The organism is Mycobacterium sp. ST-F2 (genome assembly GCF_001905655.1).
Classification (GTDB): domain Bacteria; phylum Actinomycetota; class Actinomycetes; order Mycobacteriales; family Mycobacteriaceae; genus Mycobacterium.
The window spans coordinates 30,640-51,211 of sequence record NZ_JMHT01000038.1; the positions used below are offsets into that span (position 1 = coordinate 30,640).

Annotated in this window: 20 protein-coding genes; 5 read left to right on the top strand and 15 right to left on the bottom strand. The window is 66.9% G+C overall.

The genetic code is table 11. The features are described 5' to 3' along the window. Positions 1-54 precede the first annotated feature (54 nt). Positions 55-357 carry a hypothetical protein gene (locus tag EB75_RS15425; protein WP_142239621.1) on the top strand — a complete coding sequence of 101 codons (303 nt, stop codon included), beginning with the start codon at positions 55-57 and terminating at the stop codon, positions 355-357. Positions 358-450: 93 nt separating this feature from the next. On the opposite strand, the gene EB75_RS15430 is transcribed toward EB75_RS15425, so the two are convergent. The 7 genes from EB75_RS15430 to EB75_RS15460 all read right to left on the bottom strand — a co-directional run bounded on the left by EB75_RS15430 (position 451) and on the right by EB75_RS15460 (position 10,516). Beyond that, entirely contained in the window at positions 451-1,320 is an 870-nt protein-coding gene (locus tag EB75_RS15430; protein WP_073696244.1) for a polysaccharide deacetylase family protein, read from the bottom strand. Positions 1,321-1,407: 87 nt separating this feature from the next. Then, the gene (phoH2, locus tag EB75_RS15435) at positions 1,408-2,721 is read right to left on the bottom strand and encodes an RNA 5'-3' helicase PhoH2 (RefSeq protein WP_073696245.1); all 1,314 of its coding nucleotides are present in this window, start codon (positions 2,719-2,721) and stop codon (positions 1,408-1,410) included. Positions 2,722-2,907: 186 nt separating this feature from the next. After that, positions 2,908-3,729, bottom strand: a complete 822-nt coding sequence (locus EB75_RS15440) for an acyl-ACP desaturase (RefSeq protein WP_073696246.1) — start codon at positions 3,727-3,729, stop codon at positions 2,908-2,910. Between the two features lie 93 nt (positions 3,730-3,822). Beyond that, the gene (locus EB75_RS15445; RefSeq protein WP_142239622.1) at positions 3,823-6,309 is read right to left on the bottom strand and encodes a hypothetical protein; all 2,487 of its coding nucleotides are present in this window, start codon (positions 6,307-6,309) and stop codon (positions 3,823-3,825) included. A gap of 193 nt (positions 6,310-6,502) precedes the next feature. Further along, on the bottom strand, positions 6,503-7,711 hold the full coding sequence (locus EB75_RS15450; protein WP_073696248.1) for a PucR family transcriptional regulator: 1,209 nt from the start codon (positions 7,709-7,711) through the stop codon (positions 6,503-6,505). A 72-nt stretch (positions 7,712-7,783) separates the two neighbouring features. Beyond that, positions 7,784-9,256 carry a glycine hydroxymethyltransferase gene (locus EB75_RS15455; protein WP_073696249.1) on the bottom strand — a complete coding sequence of 491 codons (1,473 nt, stop codon included), beginning with the start codon at positions 9,254-9,256 and terminating at the stop codon, positions 7,784-7,786. Positions 9,257-9,292: 36 nt separating this feature from the next. Then, on the bottom strand, positions 9,293-10,516 hold the full coding sequence (locus EB75_RS15460; protein ID WP_073696250.1) for a DUF885 domain-containing protein: 1,224 nt from the start codon (positions 10,514-10,516) through the stop codon (positions 9,293-9,295). A 63-nt stretch (positions 10,517-10,579) separates the two neighbouring features. On the opposite strand from EB75_RS15460, the gene coaA reads away from it, so the two are divergent. Continuing rightward, positions 10,580-11,518 carry a type I pantothenate kinase gene (gene coaA / locus EB75_RS15465; RefSeq protein WP_073696251.1) on the top strand — a complete coding sequence of 313 codons (939 nt, stop codon included), beginning with the start codon at positions 10,580-10,582 and terminating at the stop codon, positions 11,516-11,518. Positions 11,519-11,580: 62 nt separating this feature from the next. On the opposite strand, the gene EB75_RS15470 is transcribed toward coaA, so the two are convergent. The 4 genes from EB75_RS15470 to EB75_RS15485 form a co-directional block, all read right to left on the bottom strand. Next, positions 11,581-11,982: a hypothetical protein gene (locus tag EB75_RS15470; protein ID WP_073696252.1), complete on the bottom strand. Its 402-nt coding sequence runs from the start codon at positions 11,980-11,982 to the stop codon at positions 11,581-11,583. Between the two features lie 90 nt (positions 11,983-12,072). Next, complete coding sequence (locus tag EB75_RS15475) at positions 12,073-12,492, bottom strand: hypothetical protein (protein WP_073696301.1); 420 nt, start codon at positions 12,490-12,492, stop codon at positions 12,073-12,075. Positions 12,493-12,621: 129 nt separating this feature from the next. Next, the gene (locus tag EB75_RS15480) at positions 12,622-13,986 is read right to left on the bottom strand and encodes a hypothetical protein (RefSeq protein WP_073696253.1); all 1,365 of its coding nucleotides are present in this window, start codon (positions 13,984-13,986) and stop codon (positions 12,622-12,624) included. A 21-nt stretch (positions 13,987-14,007) separates the two neighbouring features. Beyond that, positions 14,008-14,799 (bottom strand): (2Z,6E)-farnesyl diphosphate synthase, encoded by a 792-nt coding sequence (locus tag EB75_RS15485; protein WP_073696254.1) that lies wholly within the window; start codon positions 14,797-14,799, stop codon positions 14,008-14,010. Positions 14,800-14,915: 116 nt separating this feature from the next. Here EB75_RS15485 and trhA point away from each other — a divergent pair, with 116 nt between their 5' ends. Then, complete coding sequence (trhA, locus tag EB75_RS15490; protein WP_073696255.1) at positions 14,916-15,638, top strand: PAQR family membrane homeostasis protein TrhA; 723 nt, start codon at positions 14,916-14,918, stop codon at positions 15,636-15,638. Between the two features lie 51 nt (positions 15,639-15,689). On the opposite strand, the gene EB75_RS15495 is transcribed toward trhA, so the two are convergent. From EB75_RS15495 to mca, 4 genes are all read right to left on the bottom strand, one after another. Beyond that, positions 15,690-16,052, bottom strand: coding sequence for a nuclear transport factor 2 family protein (locus EB75_RS15495; RefSeq protein WP_073696302.1), 363 nt, complete (start codon positions 16,050-16,052; stop codon positions 15,690-15,692). A gap of 10 nt (positions 16,053-16,062) precedes the next feature. Continuing rightward, complete coding sequence (locus EB75_RS15500) at positions 16,063-18,039, bottom strand: thioredoxin domain-containing protein (protein ID WP_073696256.1); 1,977 nt, start codon at positions 18,037-18,039, stop codon at positions 16,063-16,065. 75 nt (positions 18,040-18,114) lie between these two features. Then, positions 18,115-18,405, bottom strand: a complete 291-nt coding sequence (locus tag EB75_RS15505) for a hypothetical protein (RefSeq protein WP_073696257.1) — start codon at positions 18,403-18,405, stop codon at positions 18,115-18,117. Continuing rightward, positions 18,402-19,268: a mycothiol conjugate amidase Mca gene (gene mca, locus EB75_RS15510; RefSeq protein ID WP_073696258.1), complete on the bottom strand. Its 867-nt coding sequence runs from the start codon at positions 19,266-19,268 to the stop codon at positions 18,402-18,404. Before mca ends, EB75_RS15505 begins: the two co-directional genes overlap by 4 nt. Positions 19,269-19,388: 120 nt before the next feature. Between mca and EB75_RS15515 the strand changes: the two genes are divergently transcribed. Both EB75_RS15515 and greA read left to right on the top strand, forming a co-directional pair. After that, a complete protein-coding gene (locus EB75_RS15515; RefSeq protein WP_073696259.1) occupies positions 19,389-19,811 on the top strand; it encodes a DUF4307 domain-containing protein in 423 nt (140 codons plus the stop codon). 251 nt (positions 19,812-20,062) lie between these two features. Beyond that, positions 20,063-20,557 carry a transcription elongation factor GreA gene (gene greA, locus EB75_RS15520; RefSeq protein WP_020099198.1) on the top strand — a complete coding sequence of 165 codons (495 nt, stop codon included), beginning with the start codon at positions 20,063-20,065 and terminating at the stop codon, positions 20,555-20,557. Positions 20,558-20,572 lie beyond the last annotated feature (15 nt).

Genomic DNA, 20,572 nt, shown 5'->3' on the forward strand with positions numbered 1-20,572 from the left:
TGTGTTGCAATGGCGGCCGAGCTCACCGATTCGCACCGAGGCGCCGTTCCATGCATGACGCACGGCCGCTTCCACCTGCCGCACACGCACGCCGGTGAGCCGCTGTCCAAACCCCAGGCCGAGGTCCTCAAGCTCGTGACGACGTCACCGAGTCAACGGAACGCCGATGTACTGCAGGCCCGGCTGTTCATCGAACTGCTCGAGGACGAACTGGCCGAGTTGCACCTGCAACTGGCGGTGACAGAGCGACGGGCGGCCAAGCAGGGTGCCGACAAGCATCTCGAAGTGCTGCGCGGGCGCGTCGCCGAACTCCTGGCCATGGTCGACGCGATCGTCGACCGCTTCCCCACTGCTTGACGTTCACTCGCGAGCAGACGTAAAACTGTCAATTTTCAAGCGAAAACGACAGTTTTATGTCTGCTCGCGAGGGGAACGCTCGCGGGCAATCAGCTACTGGCCGTTGTTGGAGCCGCCCGAGTTGGCGCCCGGGATGTCCGTGATCGGGATGTTCGGCATCGGTGGCGGCGACGGCGTGTTGGGCAGCGTCGGAATCTCCGCCGGCGGAATGTCATTGAGCCCGTTGACCGGTGGACCGTTCTCCCGGCTGCCGTAGCTGGTGCCCGGTTCACGATGTCCGATCATGTGGCTGACCGTCACCATGTGGTAGCCGTTGGCCTTGAGGACCGGGATGAACTGCTGCACCAGATCGACGGTCGACGAGTAGGTGTCGTGAAACAGCACCACCGAATTCGGCTTGATCTGCGACATCAGCATGTAGCGGGTGGCCGCGGTGTTGGAGTCGTTGGCCCAGTCGAACGGGATGACGTCCCAGTTGATGTCGGCCAGGCCCTGCTTCTTGGCCTCGGCGAGCACCTGGTCGTTGATCAGACCGCCCGCAGTGCGCACCAGTTTCGGCCGCTGTCCGGTGGCCTGTTCGATGGCGTCGCTGGCCTTGCTGAACTGGCCCGCGATGAACTCCGGCGGGATGGTCGTCATGTTGGGGTGTTCCCAGGTGTGGCTGCCCAGTTCCATCCCGGCGTCGACGACGCGCTTGGCGCCGGCCGGGTTGGCGGCGACCTTGTTGCCGATCTGGAAGAACGTCGCCTTGGCGTCGTTGTCCTGCAGGATTTTCAGCAGCCGGTCGGTGTACGGGCTGGGACCGTCGTCAAAGGTGAGTGCGACGCACTTGTACTTACTGCAGTCGACTTCGTCGGCCTTGGCGACATTGCCTGTCTGGCAACCCACCACGACGATCGTCACACCGGCGCACACGCCGAGCACGGTCCGCCAGTAGGACCAGGCCTTGTTCTCGCGTCGCACTCAACCACCTTACCGACGCCGCGATTTGTGCACGAAAACCCGTGGTCAGCGCGGAAAACCGGGCACAAATCGCGACGGCGGCTCACGTCACGGCAGGGTGCCGGGGCTGATCTCCTCGAGCATCTCGGTGACCAATGCGGCAATCGGCGACCGTTCGCTGCGCATCAGCGTGATGTGCGCGAACAGGGGGTGGCCTTTGAGCTTCTCGATGACCGCGGCGACACCGTCGTGCCGGCCGACGCGCAGGTTGTCGCGCTGGGCGACGTCGTGCGTGAGAACCACTCGCGAACCGCTACCGAGGCGCGAGAGCACCGTCAGCAGCACGTTGCGCTCCAGCGACTGGGCCTCGTCGACGATGACGAACGAGTCGTGCAGCGAGCGACCGCGAATGTGCGTCAGCGGCAACACTTCCAGCATGCCGCGGCTCAGCACCTCTTCCAGCACGGCTGGGCTGGCCAACCCTTCGAGAGTGTCGAAGACGGCCTGCGCCCACGGGCCCATCTTCTCGCTCTCGCTGCCCGGCAGGTAGCCGAGGTCTTGTCCGCCAACGGCATACAGCGGACGGAACACTACGACCTTGCGCTGGGTGCGACGTTCGAGCACCGCCTCCAGGCCGGCGCACAGCGCCAGCGCCGACTTGCCGGTGCCGGCCTTGCCGCCGAGCGAGACGATGCCGACGGATTCGTCGAGCAGCAGATCGAGGGCGACACGTTGTTCGGCTGACCTTCCCCGGAGGCCGAACACTTCGCGATCACCACGAACCACCTGCACGCGCTTCTCGGCATTGACCCGGCCGAGCGCATGCGACGTGCCGCCGAGCAGCCGAATTCCGGTGTGGCACGGCAGATCCCGCGCTTCGGGCAGGTCGACCTCACCCTCGGCGAACAACGTGTCGATGTCCTCGGGCGCCGCGTCCATCTCGGTCATACCGGTCCAGCCGGAGGTGACGACGTCCTGCGCGTGGTACTCGTCGGCAGCCAGGCCGACCGCACCCGCCTTGACACGCAGCGGAATGTCCTTGCTGACCAACGTGACTCGCTTGCCCTCTGCGGCGAGGTTGGCCGCGCAGGCGAGGATGCGGTGGTCGTTGGTGTCGGTCCGGAAGCCCGTGGGCAGCACCGACTGATCGACGTGGTTCAGCTCAACCTGCAGCGTTCCACCTTGTGTCCCAACAGGAATCGGCTGGTCCAGCCGTCCGTGCTCCAATCGCAGGTCATCGAACATGCGCAGCGCCTGGCGGGCGAACCAGCCCAGTTCGTGGTGGTGGCGTTTACCCTCCAGCTCACTGATGACCACCAGGGGGACAACCACTTCGTGCTCGGCGAAACGCGTGCAGGCCCAGGGATCGGACAACAGCACGGAGGTATCGAGCACGTAGGTACGGACCTGCGAATCAGACACGTGGCGCTCCTCGGCCCGTGCGGCCCCACACGAGTACTTCGGTGGACGCAGCGGTACCTGGGCCGGGACCGGCCCCTAACTCTTGGGTGCCGCCCGGATAGCAGAGCAATTCGCTAGCCATCACCGGCGACGCTACTCCCGGCGGCCGCCCCACGCTGACGGCGCGCCGTGACTGTTTTGTGACGTCTAGATGAACTGAGCGAGCGACGGTTCGTCGCCCAGGCCCCACGCCTTGATGCGATCGGAGATGACGGTCTTCAGCGCAGCGGCGTCGAAGATGCCGGCGTCAGCAACGACCTGGACCTTGTCCTGATAGGCGTCGATGTCCGCACCGATGACCTCGAGGCCCGCGGCCCGGGCCGCGATGGCGGCGATGGTCTCGTCGCGGCGCGTCTCCAGCAGGTGCGAGACCAGGTTGGCGAAGAACTCCTCGTGCCGCTCTTCGTCCCGTGCGATCCGGCCGGCCATGGCGGCGAGCACGGGCTCCTCGATCTGGGCCTGCAGGTTGCGGGTGAAGACGGCGTGCGCGCGCTCGAAGAACGCCATGAAGACCAGCGTCTCGATCTGGCTGAACTTGTCGGCGCGGTAGCCCTTCATGACGTGCTCGACGCGCACATCCTCGTTGGCGGTCGGGTCGATCTGACGGGTGACCACCAGGTAGTTGCGCAGCGCGATGGCGTGCAGGTGCTCCTCGGCGGTCCAGCGGCCCAGCCAGCGGCCCCACTTGTCTTCGAGGATGAAGTGTTCGACCAGCTCACGGTGGTAGCCCGCGAGGTTGTCCTTGGTGATGAGCAGGATTTCCAGCGCATCGGTGACCGACTTCGGCAGCGTGACGCTCGAGGCGTCCCAGTCGGTGCCACCGAGGAAGGCGAAGTTCTCGCCCTGCTCGAACGGCACGTAGTCATGGGCATACCAGGCTTCTTCGGTCGCGAGGTGCCGGGACAGCTCGGTGTCCACCACGGGCTCGAGCTCGAGGGTCAGTGCGTTGGCAACTGGTTTCTCAGCCATGAAAGTAACTGTAACCCGAGTTCACATGTTTTTGAAATCAACCACGCACAAACGGGGACCGGTGTCACCCGGTCCCCGTTCGTCCGCAGACGGCTACTTCGCTGTGCCCGAACCTGCGCCTGCGGTCTTTTCGCTGCCAGATCCCTCACCAGCAGAAGCTGAATTCTTGCTTTCAGTGCGCTGCTTGCCTTGTGCGGGTTTGGAGTCCTCCGGGCCACTCGTCTGCGTGGCGCCGGAAGTGCTGGAACCCTTGGCAGCCTTGGACGGCTTGCCACCGGCAGGTTTCGATTCCTTTCCGTCCTTGGACCGCTTGCCTCGGGGAGTGTCCGCTTGCGAGCTGTCAGCCTGCTGGTTCTTACCATTGGCGGCCGCCGGCTTGGCCGACCCCTCGGCTGCCGGGGTGTCAGACGGTTTCACAGGGCTGCTCGCCGGAGTGCCCGCCGGGTCTGCAGCTGTCGGTGCTGCCGGGCTAGCGGGCTGTGCCGTCGGTGTTGTGTCTGCCTCATGTGTGGTCTTCGCTGTCGGAGTCACGTCGGCGCCGAATGTTGCTGCGGTCGGCGCCGGCGTCCCGGTCGGCGATAGCGCCCCAGTCGGTGCTTGCGACGTGGAGTTGGCCGCGGGGATCGCGCCCCGCAGCCCACCGACCAGCATGTGCCCTGTGGTGCGGCCGAGGTCTCCGAGCTCCTTGACGACCGTCTTGATGTTGCCCATCGTCAACGGCGAGTAGCTGTCGGCGCGGTTCAGCGCCACCGACAGGTCGTCACGCGCGTTCAGGAAGCCTGCGGTGACGCTGGTGCCCGGGTCGGTCAAGGTCTGGTTGATGATCGTGCCCAGACCTCGGACGCCATTACCCAGTGCCGCGACCACGGCGGTGATGTTCCCGGAAGCGAGGCCGGCTCGGATTTGAGTGAGGGTCTGGTTGATGAGTAGGTCGCACCGCAGTGCCGACAGGATCATGGGGTTCGCAATGTCCTGGACGGCCAAGGGAATGTTCTGCACAAAGGCGGACAAACTACCGGCGGGGTTGGCGAAGATGCCGCGGGCGAGGTCGAGGTAGTCCGGGTTGAGGGCAGATTGCGTGATCCGGTCCAGGACGGACGGGACGTTTTCCTGGCTGCCGAATATCTCGTTGAACTTGTCCGTGCCGACCGCGGCCCTGATCTGATCGAGTTCCAGATTGGCCGTCGCCCAGCCGGTGGGCACGTTGTTCTGGTTGTGCACGTAATTGAACTCGAACATCCGCCGTTTGAGGCTGGCCGCGTACTGCTGCGGGGTGACGGTCGGGGTACCGGCCGGCAAGTGCAGACGGACATCAGAGATCGGGACTACTTGGGCCGTCACCGCATTATTGTCGAGCGTGCCGTTGACGTCCTGGAACCGGAGCGTGACGGAGCCGTTGACGACGCCTCCGTTGTCCAGCCAGTTCGCGACGCCGGGGTTCGTGGCGCTGACGACGTAATAGGTGTAACCGTCGTCTGCCTGAAAAATATTGCTGCCGTTGAGGCTGCTCTGCGCGGTCACATACGGCAGATCCAGCTGCCAGATATTGGTCAGCTGGGCAGCCACGTAGCCGGCCGAAACGGTGGGCACCTTGACCACGAGTGCCTGGTCTGGCTGCAGGTTGAAGTGTCCGATGCTGGTCAATTGCCCCGGCAGAATCGGGCCGCCGACCGCCGAAGTCGTCGGCTTGATCACGGTGAAGGTGTTTTCCGGCACTGCGGCCCAGACCGCCTGAATTCCCTTATTCGTGACGCTGGAATTGAACCCGGAGACATTGTCCGCGACGCCGGCCAACACCGCCGCCACCTGGCTTTCTGACAGCACCGGCAGCTTGAACTGCGACGATGAACTCTGCTGCTTGATGAGGATCGTGTCGTGCGGAATGCCCCAGTCGGTGGTGGTATCGCGCATGAGGATCGTCTGGGCGCCGGTGCTGTTCACCCAGTTGCCCGGTTGCTGGTCCGGACTGATCACCACGGTGTACGTGCCGTCCGCATTCGGTGTGAATTGCGTCAGGTCATAGCTGACACCGGTCGAGATGAACTTCCCGTCCATGATGTTCCCCGACATCGGAACGAAGGTCACCACCTTGGTGCCAGGGCGAGGCGTGATGGTCACCGTGTACGACTCGCCCCGCACGGCCAGCAGCGTGTACTTGTTGTCCGCCGTCGGGTCGTTCGAGAACGGCAGCGGCTCGGCAGACGGCGCGTTCCAAGGGGCGGTGAGAAATTCACCGTTGCGGTCGTAGCCGTTGATCCGGTTCTGTTCATTGAGCGCACCGAAGAGCACGCCCATCGCCAGGGCCTGGGTGTATTGCGGCAACGAACTCACGTCGGACGGCTTGATGAACGGATAGTTGCTGTTGGTGGCGATGATCTGCTGCTGTTGGGCGAGGATCTGATCTGTCACGGCCTGGTAGCCGTCCGCGGCGAACGCCTGCGGGGCGGTCAGCGCCGCGACCATGGCGCCGGCGACGGCGGTCGTGGCGATACCTCTACGGGTCCGCGAGCGCCGACGCGAGGCTCGGTTGCCGGCCGCGGCCTGCTCCTTAGACCGCCGGATGTGGCCCAACTCAGACATTCTTCGCCCCTTCGTGATGGGTCTGCCCGGGTTGGCGGACTCAGCTCGCGAGGCCCGGGGTGTGATGTGGTGAACAGCTCGACGAAATTGTCGTCCCCGTCACAATATGAGCGATCGCTGTGCTGAATCCATGGGTGCTCAGACCAGCGTTTGCCGCAGGAGATGTGCAAAATGCACATCGGTAGCGCTGACCTCAGGAAACAGGCGAAAGCACCCGCGCGCCGTACCAGCGGCAAATCTCCAGCGCCAGCGCGATGGTGAGGGTGTCGGCGTCAAGCCGGAGTCCGTACTGCTCAACGGCCTGCTGAACCCGGAGGTAGACGGTGTTGCGGTGGAACATCGTGCGCTTCGCCGTCTCGGTGTAACTGCAGTTGGCAGCCAGGAACGCCCGGATGGTCTCGCGTAGCTGCTCGCACCGTGGATCGTCGTCCGCAAGGCCGCCCAGGACGGTCACGACGAACGCCGCGAGATCCGCCGGCTCATCGGCCAGCAACGCGATGGACGCGACCTCGTCGAAGAGCACGACCTGTGGCGCATCGGGCGCGGACCGGGCCAGCTCCTTGACCCGCGCCGCGGTGCGGGCCGCCGACCGGAAGCCGTCGAGTCCCTCACCACGGCGGCCGACTGCGATCCGTAAACCGTTGATCCGCAATCGCTTTGCAAGTTGGCCGTGGTCCACCCGGGCAGCCGCCGGCAGTCGCAACCAGATGCGCTGCTGCGATTCACCTCCGGCGACCAGAATGTCGTCGGCTTTGGGTAGGACCTGTCGCAGCACCGCCACCACCTTGGTCAATTCCACGGCCGCAGCTGTGTCGTCAGCCCAGGCCTCGACGGCGATGTGGCTGCCCGACAGTCGGTAGCCCAGTGCCGATTCCGCCTGCGCCACATCGGGTTCGGCGTCATTCAGCAAGCGGGTGATCCACTGCCGCCGGATCGCTTCGTCGGTACGCACGCGCTGCGTCAACCGGTCCTCGTACAGTGCGGTGATCTGCTCGGTGACCCGGCCGTTGTGTGACCCGCTGAGATTCACCACCTCGATCATCGCCTCGGCCGCACCGGGCGCACCGGCCGGCATCTGCGCCAGACATGCGCTCAGCATCCGGCCATGCCCGACGCGGTACGCGCGCAGGATCGCGGTCAGCGGAACACCGTCCGTCACCGCCCGCTCGACGTTGGCGATCGCGAGGCTCGACGGCGAAATACTTTGCGGGTCAAGGCCATTCGCTAGGACATCGAGGAACAGATCCAGGCTCTCGGTGGCGTTGACCGCCACGATCTCGTGGAACGACGGATCGCTCAACTCGGGCACGGCGGCCAGGATTTCCGCGATCACACCGGCGATGAATGCGTCCTTGTCGCGGACGAAATACTCGATGACAGCGGCCAGCGCCTGACTACCCATCTGCCACCTCCTCGGCCGCAGATCAGGCTACCGAGGTGTGCGCCGCGCACACCTCGGTTTCAGCGCCCCGGATCAGAGCGTCAGACCCGGGTACAGCGGGTTGGCGTCCAGCATCTCGGCCGAGGCCGCACGCACGCGCTCGGCGGTGCCGTCGGCCAGCGTGTACTTGGCCTTGGACGGGCCGTTCGATGCCGCGGTCGGCTCGGTGTTCGTCAGCACGTCCACCACCAGCTCGGCGACCTTGTCGAACTCATCGGCGCCGAAGCCACGCGTGGTCAGCGCCGGGGTGCCGAAGCGGATGCCGCTGGAGTACCAGGCGCCGTTCGGGTCGTTCGGGATCGAGTTGCGGTTGGTGACCACGCCGGCGTCCAGCAGCGCCGACTCGGCCTGCCGGCCCGTCAGCCCGAACGACTGCACGTCCAGCAGCACCAGGTGGTTGTCGGTGCCGCCGGTGACCAGCGTCGCACCGCGCTTGAGGAAGCCCTCGGCCAGTGCCTTGGCGTTGTCGGCGACGTTCTGCGCGTAGGTCCGGAACTCCGGCTGGCGGGCCTCGGCCAGCGCGACGGCCTTGGCGGCCATCACGTGCGACAGCGGACCGCCGAGCACCATCGGGCAGCCCTTGTCGACGGCGGGCGCGTATTCCTCGGTCGCCAGGACCAGACCACCGCGCGGGCCGCGCAGCGACTTGTGGGTCGTCGTGGTGGTGACGTGGGCGTGCGGCACCGGGTTCTCGTCGCCGGTGAACACCTTGCCGGCGACCAGACCGGCGAAGTGCGCCATGTCGACCATCAGAGTGGCGCCCACCTCGTCGGCGATCTCGCGCATCTTGGCGAAGTTCACGCGGCGCGGGTAGGCCGAGTAGCCGGCGACCAGCACCAGCGGCTTGAACTCACGGGCGGCAGCGGCGACGGCGTCGTAGTCGATCAGGCCGGTGGCCGGGTCGGTGCCGTAGCTGCGCTGGTGGAACATCTTGCCGGAGATGTTCGGCCGGAAGCCGTGCGTCAGGTGGCCGCCGGTGTCCAGGGACATGCCCAGCAGGCGCTGGTTACCCAGCTTGTTGCGCAGCTTCTCCCAGTCCTCTTCGGACAGGTCGTTGACGTGCTTGGCACCGAGCTCGGCCAGGCCTGGCGCCTCGATACGGGTGGCCAGGATCGCCCAGAAAGCGACCAGGTTGGCGTCGATGCCCGAGTGCGGCTGCGCGTAGGCGTACGGGGCGCCGAACAGTTCGCGGGCGTGCTCGGCGGCCAGCGCCTCGACGGTGTCGACGTTCTGGCAGGCGGCGTAGAAGCGGTGCCCGACGGTGCCCTCGGCGTACTTGTCGGAGAACCAGGTGCCCATGGTCAGCAGCACGGCCGGCGACGCGTAGTTCTCGCTGGCGATCAGCTTGAGCGAACTGCGTTGATCCTCAAGCTCTTTCCGGGTCGCCTCGGCGACGCGGGGCTCAACCTGCTCGATGACCCGCAGCGCCGCCTGGTAGGCCTCACTGGCGGTGGCGGCGTAGCCGGCACCCAGGCCGGACTTGGACACGGAAGCGTCTGCAGTCATGCGTTCAGCCTAATAGGCAGCCGTTTGAGGACGAAGTCAGGCCGCGCGCAGGCTCGAGGGGATCAGCGGCTCGTCGAGCAGACGGCCGAACCGTGCGGTGAGGCTGACGTCCGCGGGCCGGGCATCGAGCCAGCCGCGCAGCAGCCGGTAGCCCTCGACGTAGGTCGACGTGTATGCCCGCCACAGCGGCGACGACAGGAACCGCATGGACTGCCGCGCCCGCTCCGGACTGGTCAGCAGCCAGCGCTGCATGAAGGCGACGACGTCGTCGGGGTCGCGATGCTCGTCGTGCAGCATCAGCGCGGCGTCCTGCCGGACGTCGGCCAGGGCGGCGCTGGCCGACGAAATCGCTTCTGCGCGTTCACCGTCGAACCGCAGGCCCAGGTCGTGGTAAATCTCGGCGGCCCAGGCACCCCAATCCGGGCCGATCGCCGCGTACAACGCCAGGTCGGCGAGCCCCTCCGCCATCAGACACTGGGGGGTGTTCACCAGGAAGATCGTCTGCTCGGCCTGATTCTGGCCGGCCACCAACCCGAACTCTTTGCGGCAGTGCTCGGTGTGGTGACCGGGGTACGACTCGTGTGCCACCAGCCGCGGCAGATTCGACATCTGCTGCTTGAGGTCGGCGTTGACCGCCACCGTCGACCGGTAGTTGCCCTCGTAGTAGTTGAACCCCGACCACGGCTTGTCGGTGACGATCTCGTAATTGATGGTCTCGGTGTCCGGCAACGGGAAGTCGGCGCGGACGCGGTCGCGCAGCGCGGACGAGAACGCGTGGATGCACTCTTCGAGCCGCTCGGGCGGAATCTCCTCGCCGGACCGGTGGGCCTGCATCCGTTCGACCAGCGGGCCGCTGCCGCCCAACGCTTCGTCGAGCGCGCGGTGCGCCTCGCGGTACCGGTCCTCGTCGCCCTTGGTGATGTCGACGTCGAAGTAGTCGCGGACCTCGTCGACGAAGCCGACGTCCTCCCCCGCGAACTTGCGCCCCGCGCAGTCCAGGGCCCGCAGATGCGCCTTGAGGTAGTCGGCACGCTCCGGCGCGAGCCCGGCGGAGTCGACCTCGCTTTCGAGCCGGCGGGCCTGACGGGCCAGTGCGGCCGGGTCGGGAGCAGCTTCGTCGGCGACCTTCTGACGCAACGCGGGATCGCCGGTGAACGAGTCGACGTAGCCCTCTTCGATGCGGTCGAAGCGCAGACCGAGCAGCAGATATTCGCGGATCAACCCTTCGGCGGCGGTGTCGGTGACCGGCGAGACGTTCATGTCCGCCAACGTTAGCCGGTACCCCCGCGTTCATCGCGTCGCCATAACTGCAAGACTGAGCACATGCCGCGGCCGAGCGAGCCGAGTCCCTACGTCGAGTTCGACAGGCGCCAATGGCGCGCGCTGCGTATGGCGACTCCTCTGAAACTCACTGCGAGTGAGCTGCTGGGCCTGCGCGGTATGGGCGAGCAGATCGACATCCTGGAAGTCGAAGAGGTCTACCTGCCGCTGGCCCGGTTGATCCACCTGCAGGTCGCCGCCCGGCAGCGCCTCTTCGCCGCCACCTCCGAGTTCCTCGGCGAACCCCAGCAGAGCCCCGACCGCCCGGTGCCGTTCATCATCGGCGTCGCCGGCAGCGTGGCCGTCGGCAAGTCGACCACCGCCCGCGTGCTGCAGGCGCTGCTCGCCCGGTTCGGCCACCATCCGCGCGTCGACCTGGTCACCACCGACGGCTTCCTGTATCCGAACGCCGAGCTGATGCGGCGAAAGATCATGCACCGCAAGGGCTTCCCGGAGAGCTACGACCGGCGCGCGCTGATGCGCTTCGTCACCGCGGTCAAGTCGGGCATCGACCAGGCGTCCGCCCCGGTCTATTCACACCTGATCTACGACATCGTGCCGGGCGAGAAGGTCATCGTGCGGCACCCCGACATCCTGATCATCGAGGGCCTCAACGTCCTGCAGACCGGGCCTGCTCTGATGATCTCGGACCTGTTCGACTTCTCCGTCTACGTCGACGCCCGCATCGAGGACATCGAACAGTGGTACGTGTCGCGGTTCCTGGCGATGCGCGCCGGCGCGTTCTCCAACCCGCAGTCGCACTTCCACCACTACTCGACACTGACCGACGAGCAGGCCATCTTCGCCGCCCGTGACATCTGGCAATCCATCAACCTGCCCAACCTGATCCACAACATCCTGCCCACCCGGCCGCGCGCCACCCTGGTGCTGCGCAAAGACGCCGACCACGCCATCAACCGGCTGCGCCTCCGCAAGCTCTAGACAGGGATTTGTGCACGATTTTCCGCGCCGACCGCGGAAAATCGTGCACAAATCCCTCGGTTTCAGGCGCGGCGGACACCCTGGTACTGCAACTCCGCCATCGCCAGTGTGTAGACGGCGCTGACGATCATCATCGCGACGCCGGTGGCCGTCAGCGGCCACACGTCGTCCACCACGGCGAGGATCGCGGCGACGGTGAAGACGACATTGGCGATCGCCACCGCGATACCGGGCCGACGCACCGCCGCCAGAGTCGAGAGCCCGTAGACGCCGACGCCGTAGACGACGAGCACCGTGGCAAGGACGTACACGGCCGGACGCGGGATGCCGGACTCCGATGCGATGGCGCCGGCCGCGGCAGCCAGGATGACGCCGCCGGTGCCGCTGATGAGCGCGTCGGCGCGCAGGGCCAGGCGGAGCAGTCGGTCGGACCGGACGCGGGCGGGTGAGGTGATGGTGGTCATGGAGTTTCCTTTCGTTGGAGGGGTGAAGGCCGGCGCGGGGACGTCTACTGCAACCTCTTTCAGCGACGCCCCCGCCCGGCGGGGAGGGAGTCACGCCAGACGGCGCACTCCGAGGTACTGCAGCCACGCGCAGCCCAGGCCCGCGGCCATGACGGCCAGCACCAGGACGTTGCCCGCGGCGGTCAGTGGGAGCACTCCGGAAGCCAGCACACCGAGCACCGCGACGGTGCCGATCAAGTTGCCGACGAGCACTCCGGTCCCGACGCGCCGAATCCTGGGCACCGCGGCCAAGACGTACAGAGCAAACCCCCAGCCCACCAACACCGCGCCGATGATCCACTCGGCCGTCGCCGACAGCCCCGACAGCCGGGACAGCGGATCAGCGGTCAGGGCCATCAGCAGGCCGGTCAGCGAGCACAGTGTGCCGTCGACCCGGAGGCCGAAACGGAGCAGGGAATCGGAACTGTCGGACAGTGGTCGGGTGTGGAGCCCGGGGTTGATTGCGGTCATGGCGGTCGCTCCTTGCGGTGCCGGTGTGGGGACACCCATGACACTGCCGGGAGCGTGCTGCCCGGTCTGCACCAAACGCTGCCGATTACTGCCAGGCACTGCCAACCGCAGGTCAGCGACGTGAGCTGACTAGGTCAGCGTTGACACCGGGGTACCGCGCAGGTCGGCGGCGATCACCCGGGCCGCCGCGTTCTGCCAGTTGTGCAGCGACCGCTGCGGCACTTCGGTGACGAACCACTGCCACGCCTGACGGGCCACCGGGTCGAGTCCGGCCGCGGTGGCGTTCTGCGCGTAGGCGCGCACCCCGACCACGTACGGGAAGTACAGCGAGTTGTAGTGCCGCCACTGCTCTGTGGTGCCGAAGTCGCCGCCATCCCGTGGCTTGAGCGCCGCGATGCGGTCGGCCAGCAAATCCTTGAGTTCGTTGGCGCGCTCCAGCGGCTGGTCGGGCGCGCCGCGGCGGGCCAGCCGCTCATCGATCACCGGCAGCGTCGTCAGCGGTGATGCGACGAGCTTGGATAGGTCGGCGTAGTGGCCGAGGGCGCGACGGGTGAGCCGCACAAACGTCTCGTCATCGATGTGGTCGAGCGCGTTGGCGGCGCGCAGCGGCAGCGCGGCCTCGGTGCGGCGCAGCGCGGCGCGGTCGGCCCGCAGGTCGGGCTCGCGGGCGAACGCCAGCCGGTCCAGCAGCCCGGACAGTGGGTCGGCCAGCACGTTGATCGCGATGGCCACCGCGAGGCTGGTGAAGAGCAGCACCATGAGCGCCACGCGCTCGTCGGTGACCGCCAGGCCGATCAACACCTGGCCGCCGAACAACGCAGCCACCGCCATACTGCCGACCAACGAGCGGCGCATCCCGGCGCGCAGCGCCTGTCCCTCGTCGAACGCGTCCCACCACGCCACCGCGATACCCAGCAGCAGCACATCGAAGGCCGCGGACGCCAAGACGAGCCAACTCGGCAGGAGGCCCAGCGGGATGAGCAGGATGGCGTTGCCGAGCCCGAAGAAGATGGTCGCCGCCACCACCGCCGGGACGATCTTGCGAGACGACCTGCCTCGGCGCAGTCGTCGCACCGCCAGCACGAGTGCGCTGAACGCCGATAACGCGATGGCACCGACCATGACCCAGTGCCCCGGCCGCAGCGGCGGATGCACGCCACCGGACAAGCCGGCCCCGACCAACGCGATCACCGCCACGGCCGTCACCGCGATGGCGCCCCAGCGGCCGCGCGGCGAGTCGACCGGCCGGGCCAGTTCGAGCAGCACCGTGAGCCAGGCGATACCGGGCAGCACCGCGAGATATGCCTCGACGTGGCTGAGCAGACCGGTCGATGCGCCACTGGCCAGCCGGACCGCGTCGACGGCCACCACGACGGCGAAGCTGCACAACCCGAACGCCGACCACGCCAGCATCGGCTTGCGGGGATCGCGCGCCAGCAGATACAGCCCCAGCCACCAGCTCAGGGCGAAGACCACTGCCGACAGCGCAGCCATGTCTTCAGTCTGGCACGAACGCTATTTTCCGTAGCGGCGGTTCCGCAGCGCGTAGTCACGCAACGCGCGCAGGAAGTCGACGCGCCGGAAAGCCGGCCAGTGCGCGTCAGTGAACCACATCTCCGAATAGGCGCTCTGCCACAACAGGAATCCGCTGAGCCGCTGCTCCCCCGACGTGCGGATGACGAGGTCCGGGTCGGGCTGGCCCGAGGTGTAGAGGTTCTCGGAGATGCCGTCGACGGTGACGGCCTCGATGAGTTCCTCGGCCGTCGCGCCGTTGGCCAGCTCCTTGCTCAGCAGGGTGCGGACCGCGTCGGCGATCTCCTGCCGGCCGCCGTAGCCGACGGCGACGTTGACGTGGAACGCGTCCGTGCGCTCAACCGTCGACTCGACGGCGTCGCGCAGCCGCTTGGCCGGCTCCTCGCCGAGCAGCTCGAGGTCGCCGACGGTGCGCACGGTCCAGTGCTTGTCGGGCGCGCAGATCTCTTCGACGACATCGGTGATGATCTCGATCAGCGGCGCGAGCTCCTGCGGGTCGCGCTGCAGGTTCTCGGTCGAGAGCAGGTAGATGGTCGCCATCTCGATACCGGCCTGCTGGCACCAGCGCAGCACTTCGGCGATCTTGGCGGCGCCCATGCGGTAGCCGTAGCTGACGTCGTCGTGACCTGCCTCACGCGCCCAGCGCCGGTTCCCGTCGCACAGCACCGCAATATGGCGTGGCAGTTGCGCTTTCGAGTGCGCAAGCTCCTGACGCAGCCGCAGCTCATACAGCCGGTAGGCCGGTTCCTTGAGGCGCGGAGGAATGATGTCCACGAGAAACCAGACTACTGTGGACTTCTGGGTATCCCATGGCTGTTAGTGGAGGAACGTTGACCGCTCCGAGCAATACAGATCCGGCTGCCTCCGACCGGGCCGAGGCACCGCCGAACATGACGAAGCCGTACCGCGCCGCCGCAGTGCTCCGCCACTCCGAAACGCTGCCGGATGTCGTCGTGGAAAGCGTCGTCGAATTCTTCGGCAGGCCGCGCGCCCGCGGCTGGATCCACGTCTACTCCGCGGTGGTTGCGTTCTTTGCCGGTGCCGCACTGGTTTCGGTGTCGTGGGCCATGCAGGGCACGCGTGCCGGATTGGCGACGTTGCTCTACACCTTCACCATCGTGGCGATGTTCACCGTCAGCGGCACCTATCACCGGGTGACCTGGAAGTCGGAGAAGTCGCGCATCTGGATGAAGCGCCTCGATCACTCGATGATCTTCATCTTCATCGCCGGCAGCTACACGCCGTTCGCGCTGCTCGCGGTGAAGTCCGACGGCTGGCTGCTGTTCTGGATCGTGTGGAGTGGGGCGCTGGCCGGCGTGGCACTGAAGATGCTGTGGCCGACGGCCCCGCGCTGGCTCGGTGTGCCGCTGTACATCCTGTTGGGCTGGGTCGCCGCGTGGTTCATCGGCCCGATCCTGGAAGGCGCGGGCGTGACCGCGGTGGTGCTGCTGATCGTCGGCGGCGCGCTGTACTCGATCGGCGGCGTGCTCTACGCGCTCAAGTGGCCCAACCCGTGGCCGCGGACGTTCGGCCACCACGAGTTCTTCCACGCCTGCACCGCGGTGGCGGCCATCTGCCACTACATCGCGATGTGGTTCGCGGTCTTCTCCTAGGGATTCGTGCACGATTTTCCGCGGTCGGCGCGGAAAATCGTGCACAAATCGCTAGAGCTGGGTGACGTTCGCGGGGCCCCAGTACGCCTTCATGGACGTGATCTTGGCCTCGGCGTCGAAGTTCATGGTGCTGATGATGTCGATGCGCATGGCGCCGTTGACGGTCAGGCTCCAGTAGAACGCCGCCTCGTGGCCGCAGACCCGCAGCGTGTGCAGTTCGTGGGAGTTCTTGGTGCCCGCGATGTTCGAGTAGAAGCCGTGAATGGTCTGACGGCCGACGTGCACCTCACCACCGACCGGGTCCTCGATGGCGGCATCGACTGCGTACAGGTCCGCGATCCCGTCGGCGTCGGCGACGTCGACGAGGTCCAGGTAGCGGTTGACGTTTTCGGTGATCTGCTCGGCGCTGGGCATGCGCCGCACGCTACACGGCCGCGCCGAGGGCGGCAGCCAGATCCCCTGCCGTCGTGACCGGAAGGTCGCAGACCTGGCCGCGGCAGACGTATGCGGCGTCTCGGCCGTCGACGAGACCACGCCCGTCGAGCAACGTGGACGACCCTTCCGCACCCCCGACGACGATCGCCCCACCGGGGGCGAATCTGCGAGCGGCACTGAGCAATTCGGAGTCGGATCCGGTGCAGGCCACAGCGATCTGGATGGGACCGCGGACGGCCGCTTCCGTGACCGCCAACCAGTGCCCGCCGCCGCGCGGCGAACGGGCCAGGATCGGGGTCGCCGACGCCAGAGTCGCGGCGGCCGCATTGACGTACCGCTCAGGTTCGGCGGCCAGGTGCGCGAAGGTCAGCAACGCCTCGGCAACCAACGACGCGCCCGACGGCGTCGCCCCGTCGACGGGGTCGGAGGGCCGCACCAGCAAGGCCTCGGCGTCGTCGGCGGTGTCGAACCAGCGGCCGCCCCGGTCGGGATCGGTGAAATGTGCCAGTGCGGTGTCGAGCAGGGACTGTGCTGCATCGCGCCAGGACGGTTCGCCGGTCACCTGATGCAGCGTCAACAGGCCCGTCGCCAGCGCCGCGTAGTCCTCCAGAATGCCGACGCTGTCGCCGACCACGCCGCCGAGGCCGGCCCGCCGCAGCCGGCCGTCGACCAGATGCAGGTCCAGTAACCGGCGGGCGCAACCCGTTGCGGCATCGAGGAATTCGGGCTCATCCAGCGCGACGGCCGCCTCGGCGAGCGACGTGATGGCAAACCCGTTCCAGGCGGTCACCACCTTGTCGTCGCGCCCTGGCTGCGGCCGCAACGCCCTGGCGGCCATCAACTTCGCGCGGACCTGCTCGAAGCGCGCGGCATCGTCGGGGTCCGCCAGCAGTTGCAGCACCGAGCTGCCGTGCTCGAACGTCCCGGTGTCGGTGACCTCGAAAAGCGAAGCGGCCCAACGGCCGTCGTCGTCACCCAGAACGGACACCAACTCCGCGGGCGTCCACACGTAGGTCAGGCCTTCATGCCCGGCAGTGTCGGCATCGAGTGACGAGACGAACATGCCGCCGTCACCGAGGTCGTTGATGATGAACCGCGCCGTCTCGTCGGCGATCCTGCGCGCCAACGGGTTTCCGGTCAGCCGGGCCCAGTGCGCGTACACGCGCAACAGCAAAGCGTTGTCGTACAACATCTTTTCGAAGTGCGGCACCACCCACGAGGCATCGACGCTGTAGCGGGCGAAGCCACCGGCCAGTTGGTCGTAGATGCCGCCGCGGGCCATCGCGGTGCAGGTACGTTCCACCGCGTCCAGCGCGGAGCCGGTGCGTTCGTGGTGCCGCAGCAGGGCTTCGAGCAACGCCGACGGCGGGAACTTGGGGGCTCGACCGAAGCCACCTCTTTCGGCGTCCTCGTCGCGCAGCACCGCGGCGACGGCGTGGTCGCACAGTTCGGGCGACGGCACCGGCCCGCCGGCGGGCAGCCCCGACGACATCTTGCGCAGCTCGGCGGCGATCTGGTCAGAGGCCTGCTCGACTTCGTCCCGCCGGTTCTCCCAGGTGTTGGTGACGGCCGAAAGGAGCTGCAGGAAGCCGTCTTTCGGGTAGTACGTGCCGCAGAAGAAGGGGCGGCCGTCGGGGGTCAGGAAGCACGTCATGGGCCAGCCGCCCTGGCCCGTCATCGCGACGGTGGCACTCATGTAGATGGCGTCGAGATCGGGACGTTCCTCCCGGTCGACCTTGATGCACACGAAGTTCTCGTTGGTCACCGCAGCCACCTCGTCGTCCTCGAACGACTGGTGCGCCATCACGTGACACCAGTGACACGCCGCGTAGCCGATGGACAGCAGGATCGGCACGTCGCGCGCCGCGGCCTCCGCCAGCGCCTCGGGTGTCCACTGCTGCCAGTGCACGGGATTGTCGGCGTGCTGGCGCAGGTATGGGCTGGTGGCCTGGGCGAGAGTGTTCATCGGGCGCCGATCAAGCGGTGAGGTACGAGCCGCGATGAGTAGCCCGGTGCATCAGACGTTGCCATGCATGGAGTCTTACCCGGCTTCTGGCTTTGTAGTGCCGTCAGGCCCAGTGTCGCCCGCCGGCGCATCGTGCGTCACCCCGCCGACAGTGCCGTCGTCGACCGCCTGGTCCGGTTCGGGATGTGCCGGATCGAAGGACTCGGGCAGCCTGCGCAGGTGCCGGTTCATGGACCAGATCAGTCCGATCACGGCGATGAGCAGGATCAACGTGATCACCAACCCGGCCGGGCTGGCCTTGCCGAAGTCAGGGCCCGTCTGGCGCGGCCCCTCGGCCAGCAGGATGGTCAGCGGTACAGCAATCACAGCGGAACTCCCGTGAACAGATCGGTCTCGGGCAACGTCACCGGAACCCTGGATCGGGCCAATTCGTACTCCTCGGTGGGCCACAGCCGCTGCTGCCATTCGATGGGCGCGCGGAAGAAGTCGCCGTTCGGGTCGATCTGGGTGGCGTGGGCGAGCAGGGCCTGGTCACGCTGCTCGAAGAAGTCGGCGCATTCGACGCGCGTGGTCACCCGGTTGGCGAACGGATCGTGCTCGGGGTCCCAGTGCTGGAGCCACTTCTCGAACGGCCCGACTTCCCCATGTTTGGCGAACTCGTCCTGCAACAGCTGCATGCGCCGGCGCAGGAAGCCGTGACCGTAGTACAGCTTCGAGATGCTCCAGGGCTCTCCCTCGTCGGGGAACTGGACGTGGTCGGCGGCGGCTTCGTAAGCGGCCATCGACACCTGGTGGCAGCGGATGTGGTCGGGGTGCGGGTAGCCGCCGTTCTCGTCGTAGGTCGTCATCACGTGCGGCCGGAACTCGCGGATGACCCGCACGAGCCGGCGGACGGGCTCTTCGATCGGCACCACCGCGAAGCAACCGTCGGGCAGCGGCGGCAGCGGATCGCCCTCGGGCAGCCCGGAGTCGATGAACCCCAGCCAGTGGTGCTCGACACCCAGAATCTCGGCGGCCTTCGCCATCTCGTCACGGCGGACCTCGTGGATGCGGCCGTGCACCTCGGGAATGTCCATCGCCGGGTTGAGGATGTCACCGCGCTCACCGCCGGTCAGGGTCACGACCATGACCCGGGCGCCGTTGGCCGCGTACATGGCCGTCGTGGCCGCACCCTTGCTCGACTCGTCGTCGGGGTGCGCGTGCACCGCCATCAACCGCAGTTCGCTCACGTGTGCCTTACCTACTGTCTCTACTCGGTGGGACAACTCGATGCAGTCCAACCATGTCACTGGGTCCTATAGTTCCAGTCCAAGCAATCCGAACCGACCGACGGGGCACCCAAACCAGCCATGATCGAGCGTCCGACCGCCCGCTACGGGCAGCAACGCCTGTCCCGGCTGACCCGTCGCCGGCTGGCCATCGGCCTCACTCTGCTCATCGTCGTCGCAGGTGTAGCGCTTGCCTTCGTCGGTTTCCAGCGGCTCGGGACCTCCCCGGTCAAGGGTGAACTGAGCACCTACACACTGGTGGACAACGAGACGGTGGCGGTGACCATCTCCGTCACGCGCGAGGACCCGGCCCAACCCGCGGTGTGCATCGTGCGGGCCCGGGCCCTCGACGGCAGCGAAACCGGGCGCCGCGAAATTCTGGTCGCCCCGGCAGCGGCCAAGACCGTCCAGGTGACCGCCGTCGTGAAATCCACAAAACCGCCGGTCGTGGGCGATGTGTACGGTTGCGGCACCGACGTTCCGTCGTACCTCGTCGCGCCCTGATCCATGGCCTGCCGGCCAACCATCCGGCGAACTCCGAACTGCGAAACCATGACCGTTTGGAGACGCCCAAGTGGTACGCTTGCTCAGTACACGGTTCCGACTGGGGCCGTGTATTGCTGCATTAGCGGGCACTTTCTGGGGGACCTAGACCTGCTCTCGCGATCGCAGCACCGCCGGCCCCGGTAACGGGGCAACCCGGACACGACGCCCGGGCATACACGCACGCTTACAACGACAGGAGAGCAGCAGACATGACCGATACCCAGGTCACCTGGCTCACCGAAGAAGCATTCGAGCGCCTGAAGGCTGAGCTCGATCAGCTGATCGCGAACCGCCCGGTCATCGCTGCCGAGATCAACGACCGCCGCGAAGAGGGCGACCTCCGCGAGAACGGCGGCTACCACGCGGCCCGCGAAGAGCAGGGCCAGCAGGAAGCCCGCATCCGCCAGCTGCAGGAACTGCTGAACAACGCCAAGGTCGGCGAGGCACCGAAGAAGTCCGGCGTCGCGCTGCCCGGTTCCGTGGTGACCGTCTACTACGACGGCGACCAGAACGACACCGAGACGTTCCTCATCGCCACCCGCCAGGAAGGCGTCACCGACGGCAAGCTCGAGGTGTACTCCCCCAACTCGCCGCTCGGCCACGCGCTGATCGACGCGAAGGTCGGCGAGGAGCGCAGCTACACGGTGCCGAGCGGCGCCACCGTCAAGGTGACGCTGGTCAAGGCTGAGCCCTACCACGCCTAGCCCTTCGGCGGCTGA

Bases quoted from the DNA above. Each gene is read 5' to 3' on its own strand.
- EB75_RS15425 (WP_142239621.1), top strand. From the start codon at position 55: ATGACGCACGGCCGCTTCCACCTGCCGCACACGCACGCCGGTGAGCCG.
- EB75_RS15440 (WP_073696246.1), bottom strand. From the start codon at position 3,729: ATGGCTGAGAAACCAGTTGCCAACGCACTGACCCTCGAGCTCGAGCCC.
- EB75_RS15445 (WP_142239622.1), bottom strand. From the start codon at position 6,309: ATGTCTGAGTTGGGCCACATCCGGCGGTCTAAGGAGCAGGCCGCGGCC.
- EB75_RS15450 (WP_073696248.1), bottom strand. From the start codon at position 7,711: ATGGGTAGTCAGGCGCTGGCCGCTGTCATCGAGTATTTCGTCCGCGAC.
- EB75_RS15455 (WP_073696249.1), bottom strand. From the start codon at position 9,256: ATGACTGCAGACGCTTCCGTGTCCAAGTCCGGCCTGGGTGCCGGCTAC.
- EB75_RS15460 (WP_073696250.1), bottom strand. From the start codon at position 10,516: ATGAACGTCTCGCCGGTCACCGACACCGCCGCCGAAGGGTTGATCCGC.
- coaA (WP_073696251.1), top strand. From the start codon at position 10,580: ATGCCGCGGCCGAGCGAGCCGAGTCCCTACGTCGAGTTCGACAGGCGC.
- EB75_RS15470 (WP_073696252.1), bottom strand. From the start codon at position 11,982: ATGACCACCATCACCTCACCCGCCCGCGTCCGGTCCGACCGACTGCTC.
- EB75_RS15475 (WP_073696301.1), bottom strand. From the start codon at position 12,492: ATGACCGCAATCAACCCCGGGCTCCACACCCGACCACTGTCCGACAGT.
- EB75_RS15480 (WP_073696253.1), bottom strand. From the start codon at position 13,986: ATGGCTGCGCTGTCGGCAGTGGTCTTCGCCCTGAGCTGGTGGCTGGGG.
- trhA (WP_073696255.1), top strand. From the start codon at position 14,916: ATGACGAAGCCGTACCGCGCCGCCGCAGTGCTCCGCCACTCCGAAACG.
- EB75_RS15495 (WP_073696302.1), bottom strand. From the start codon at position 16,052: ATGCCCAGCGCCGAGCAGATCACCGAAAACGTCAACCGCTACCTGGAC.
- EB75_RS15500 (WP_073696256.1), bottom strand. From the start codon at position 18,039: ATGAACACTCTCGCCCAGGCCACCAGCCCATACCTGCGCCAGCACGCC.
- EB75_RS15515 (WP_073696259.1), top strand. From the start codon at position 19,389: ATGATCGAGCGTCCGACCGCCCGCTACGGGCAGCAACGCCTGTCCCGG.
- greA (WP_020099198.1), top strand. From the start codon at position 20,063: ATGACCGATACCCAGGTCACCTGGCTCACCGAAGAAGCATTCGAGCGC.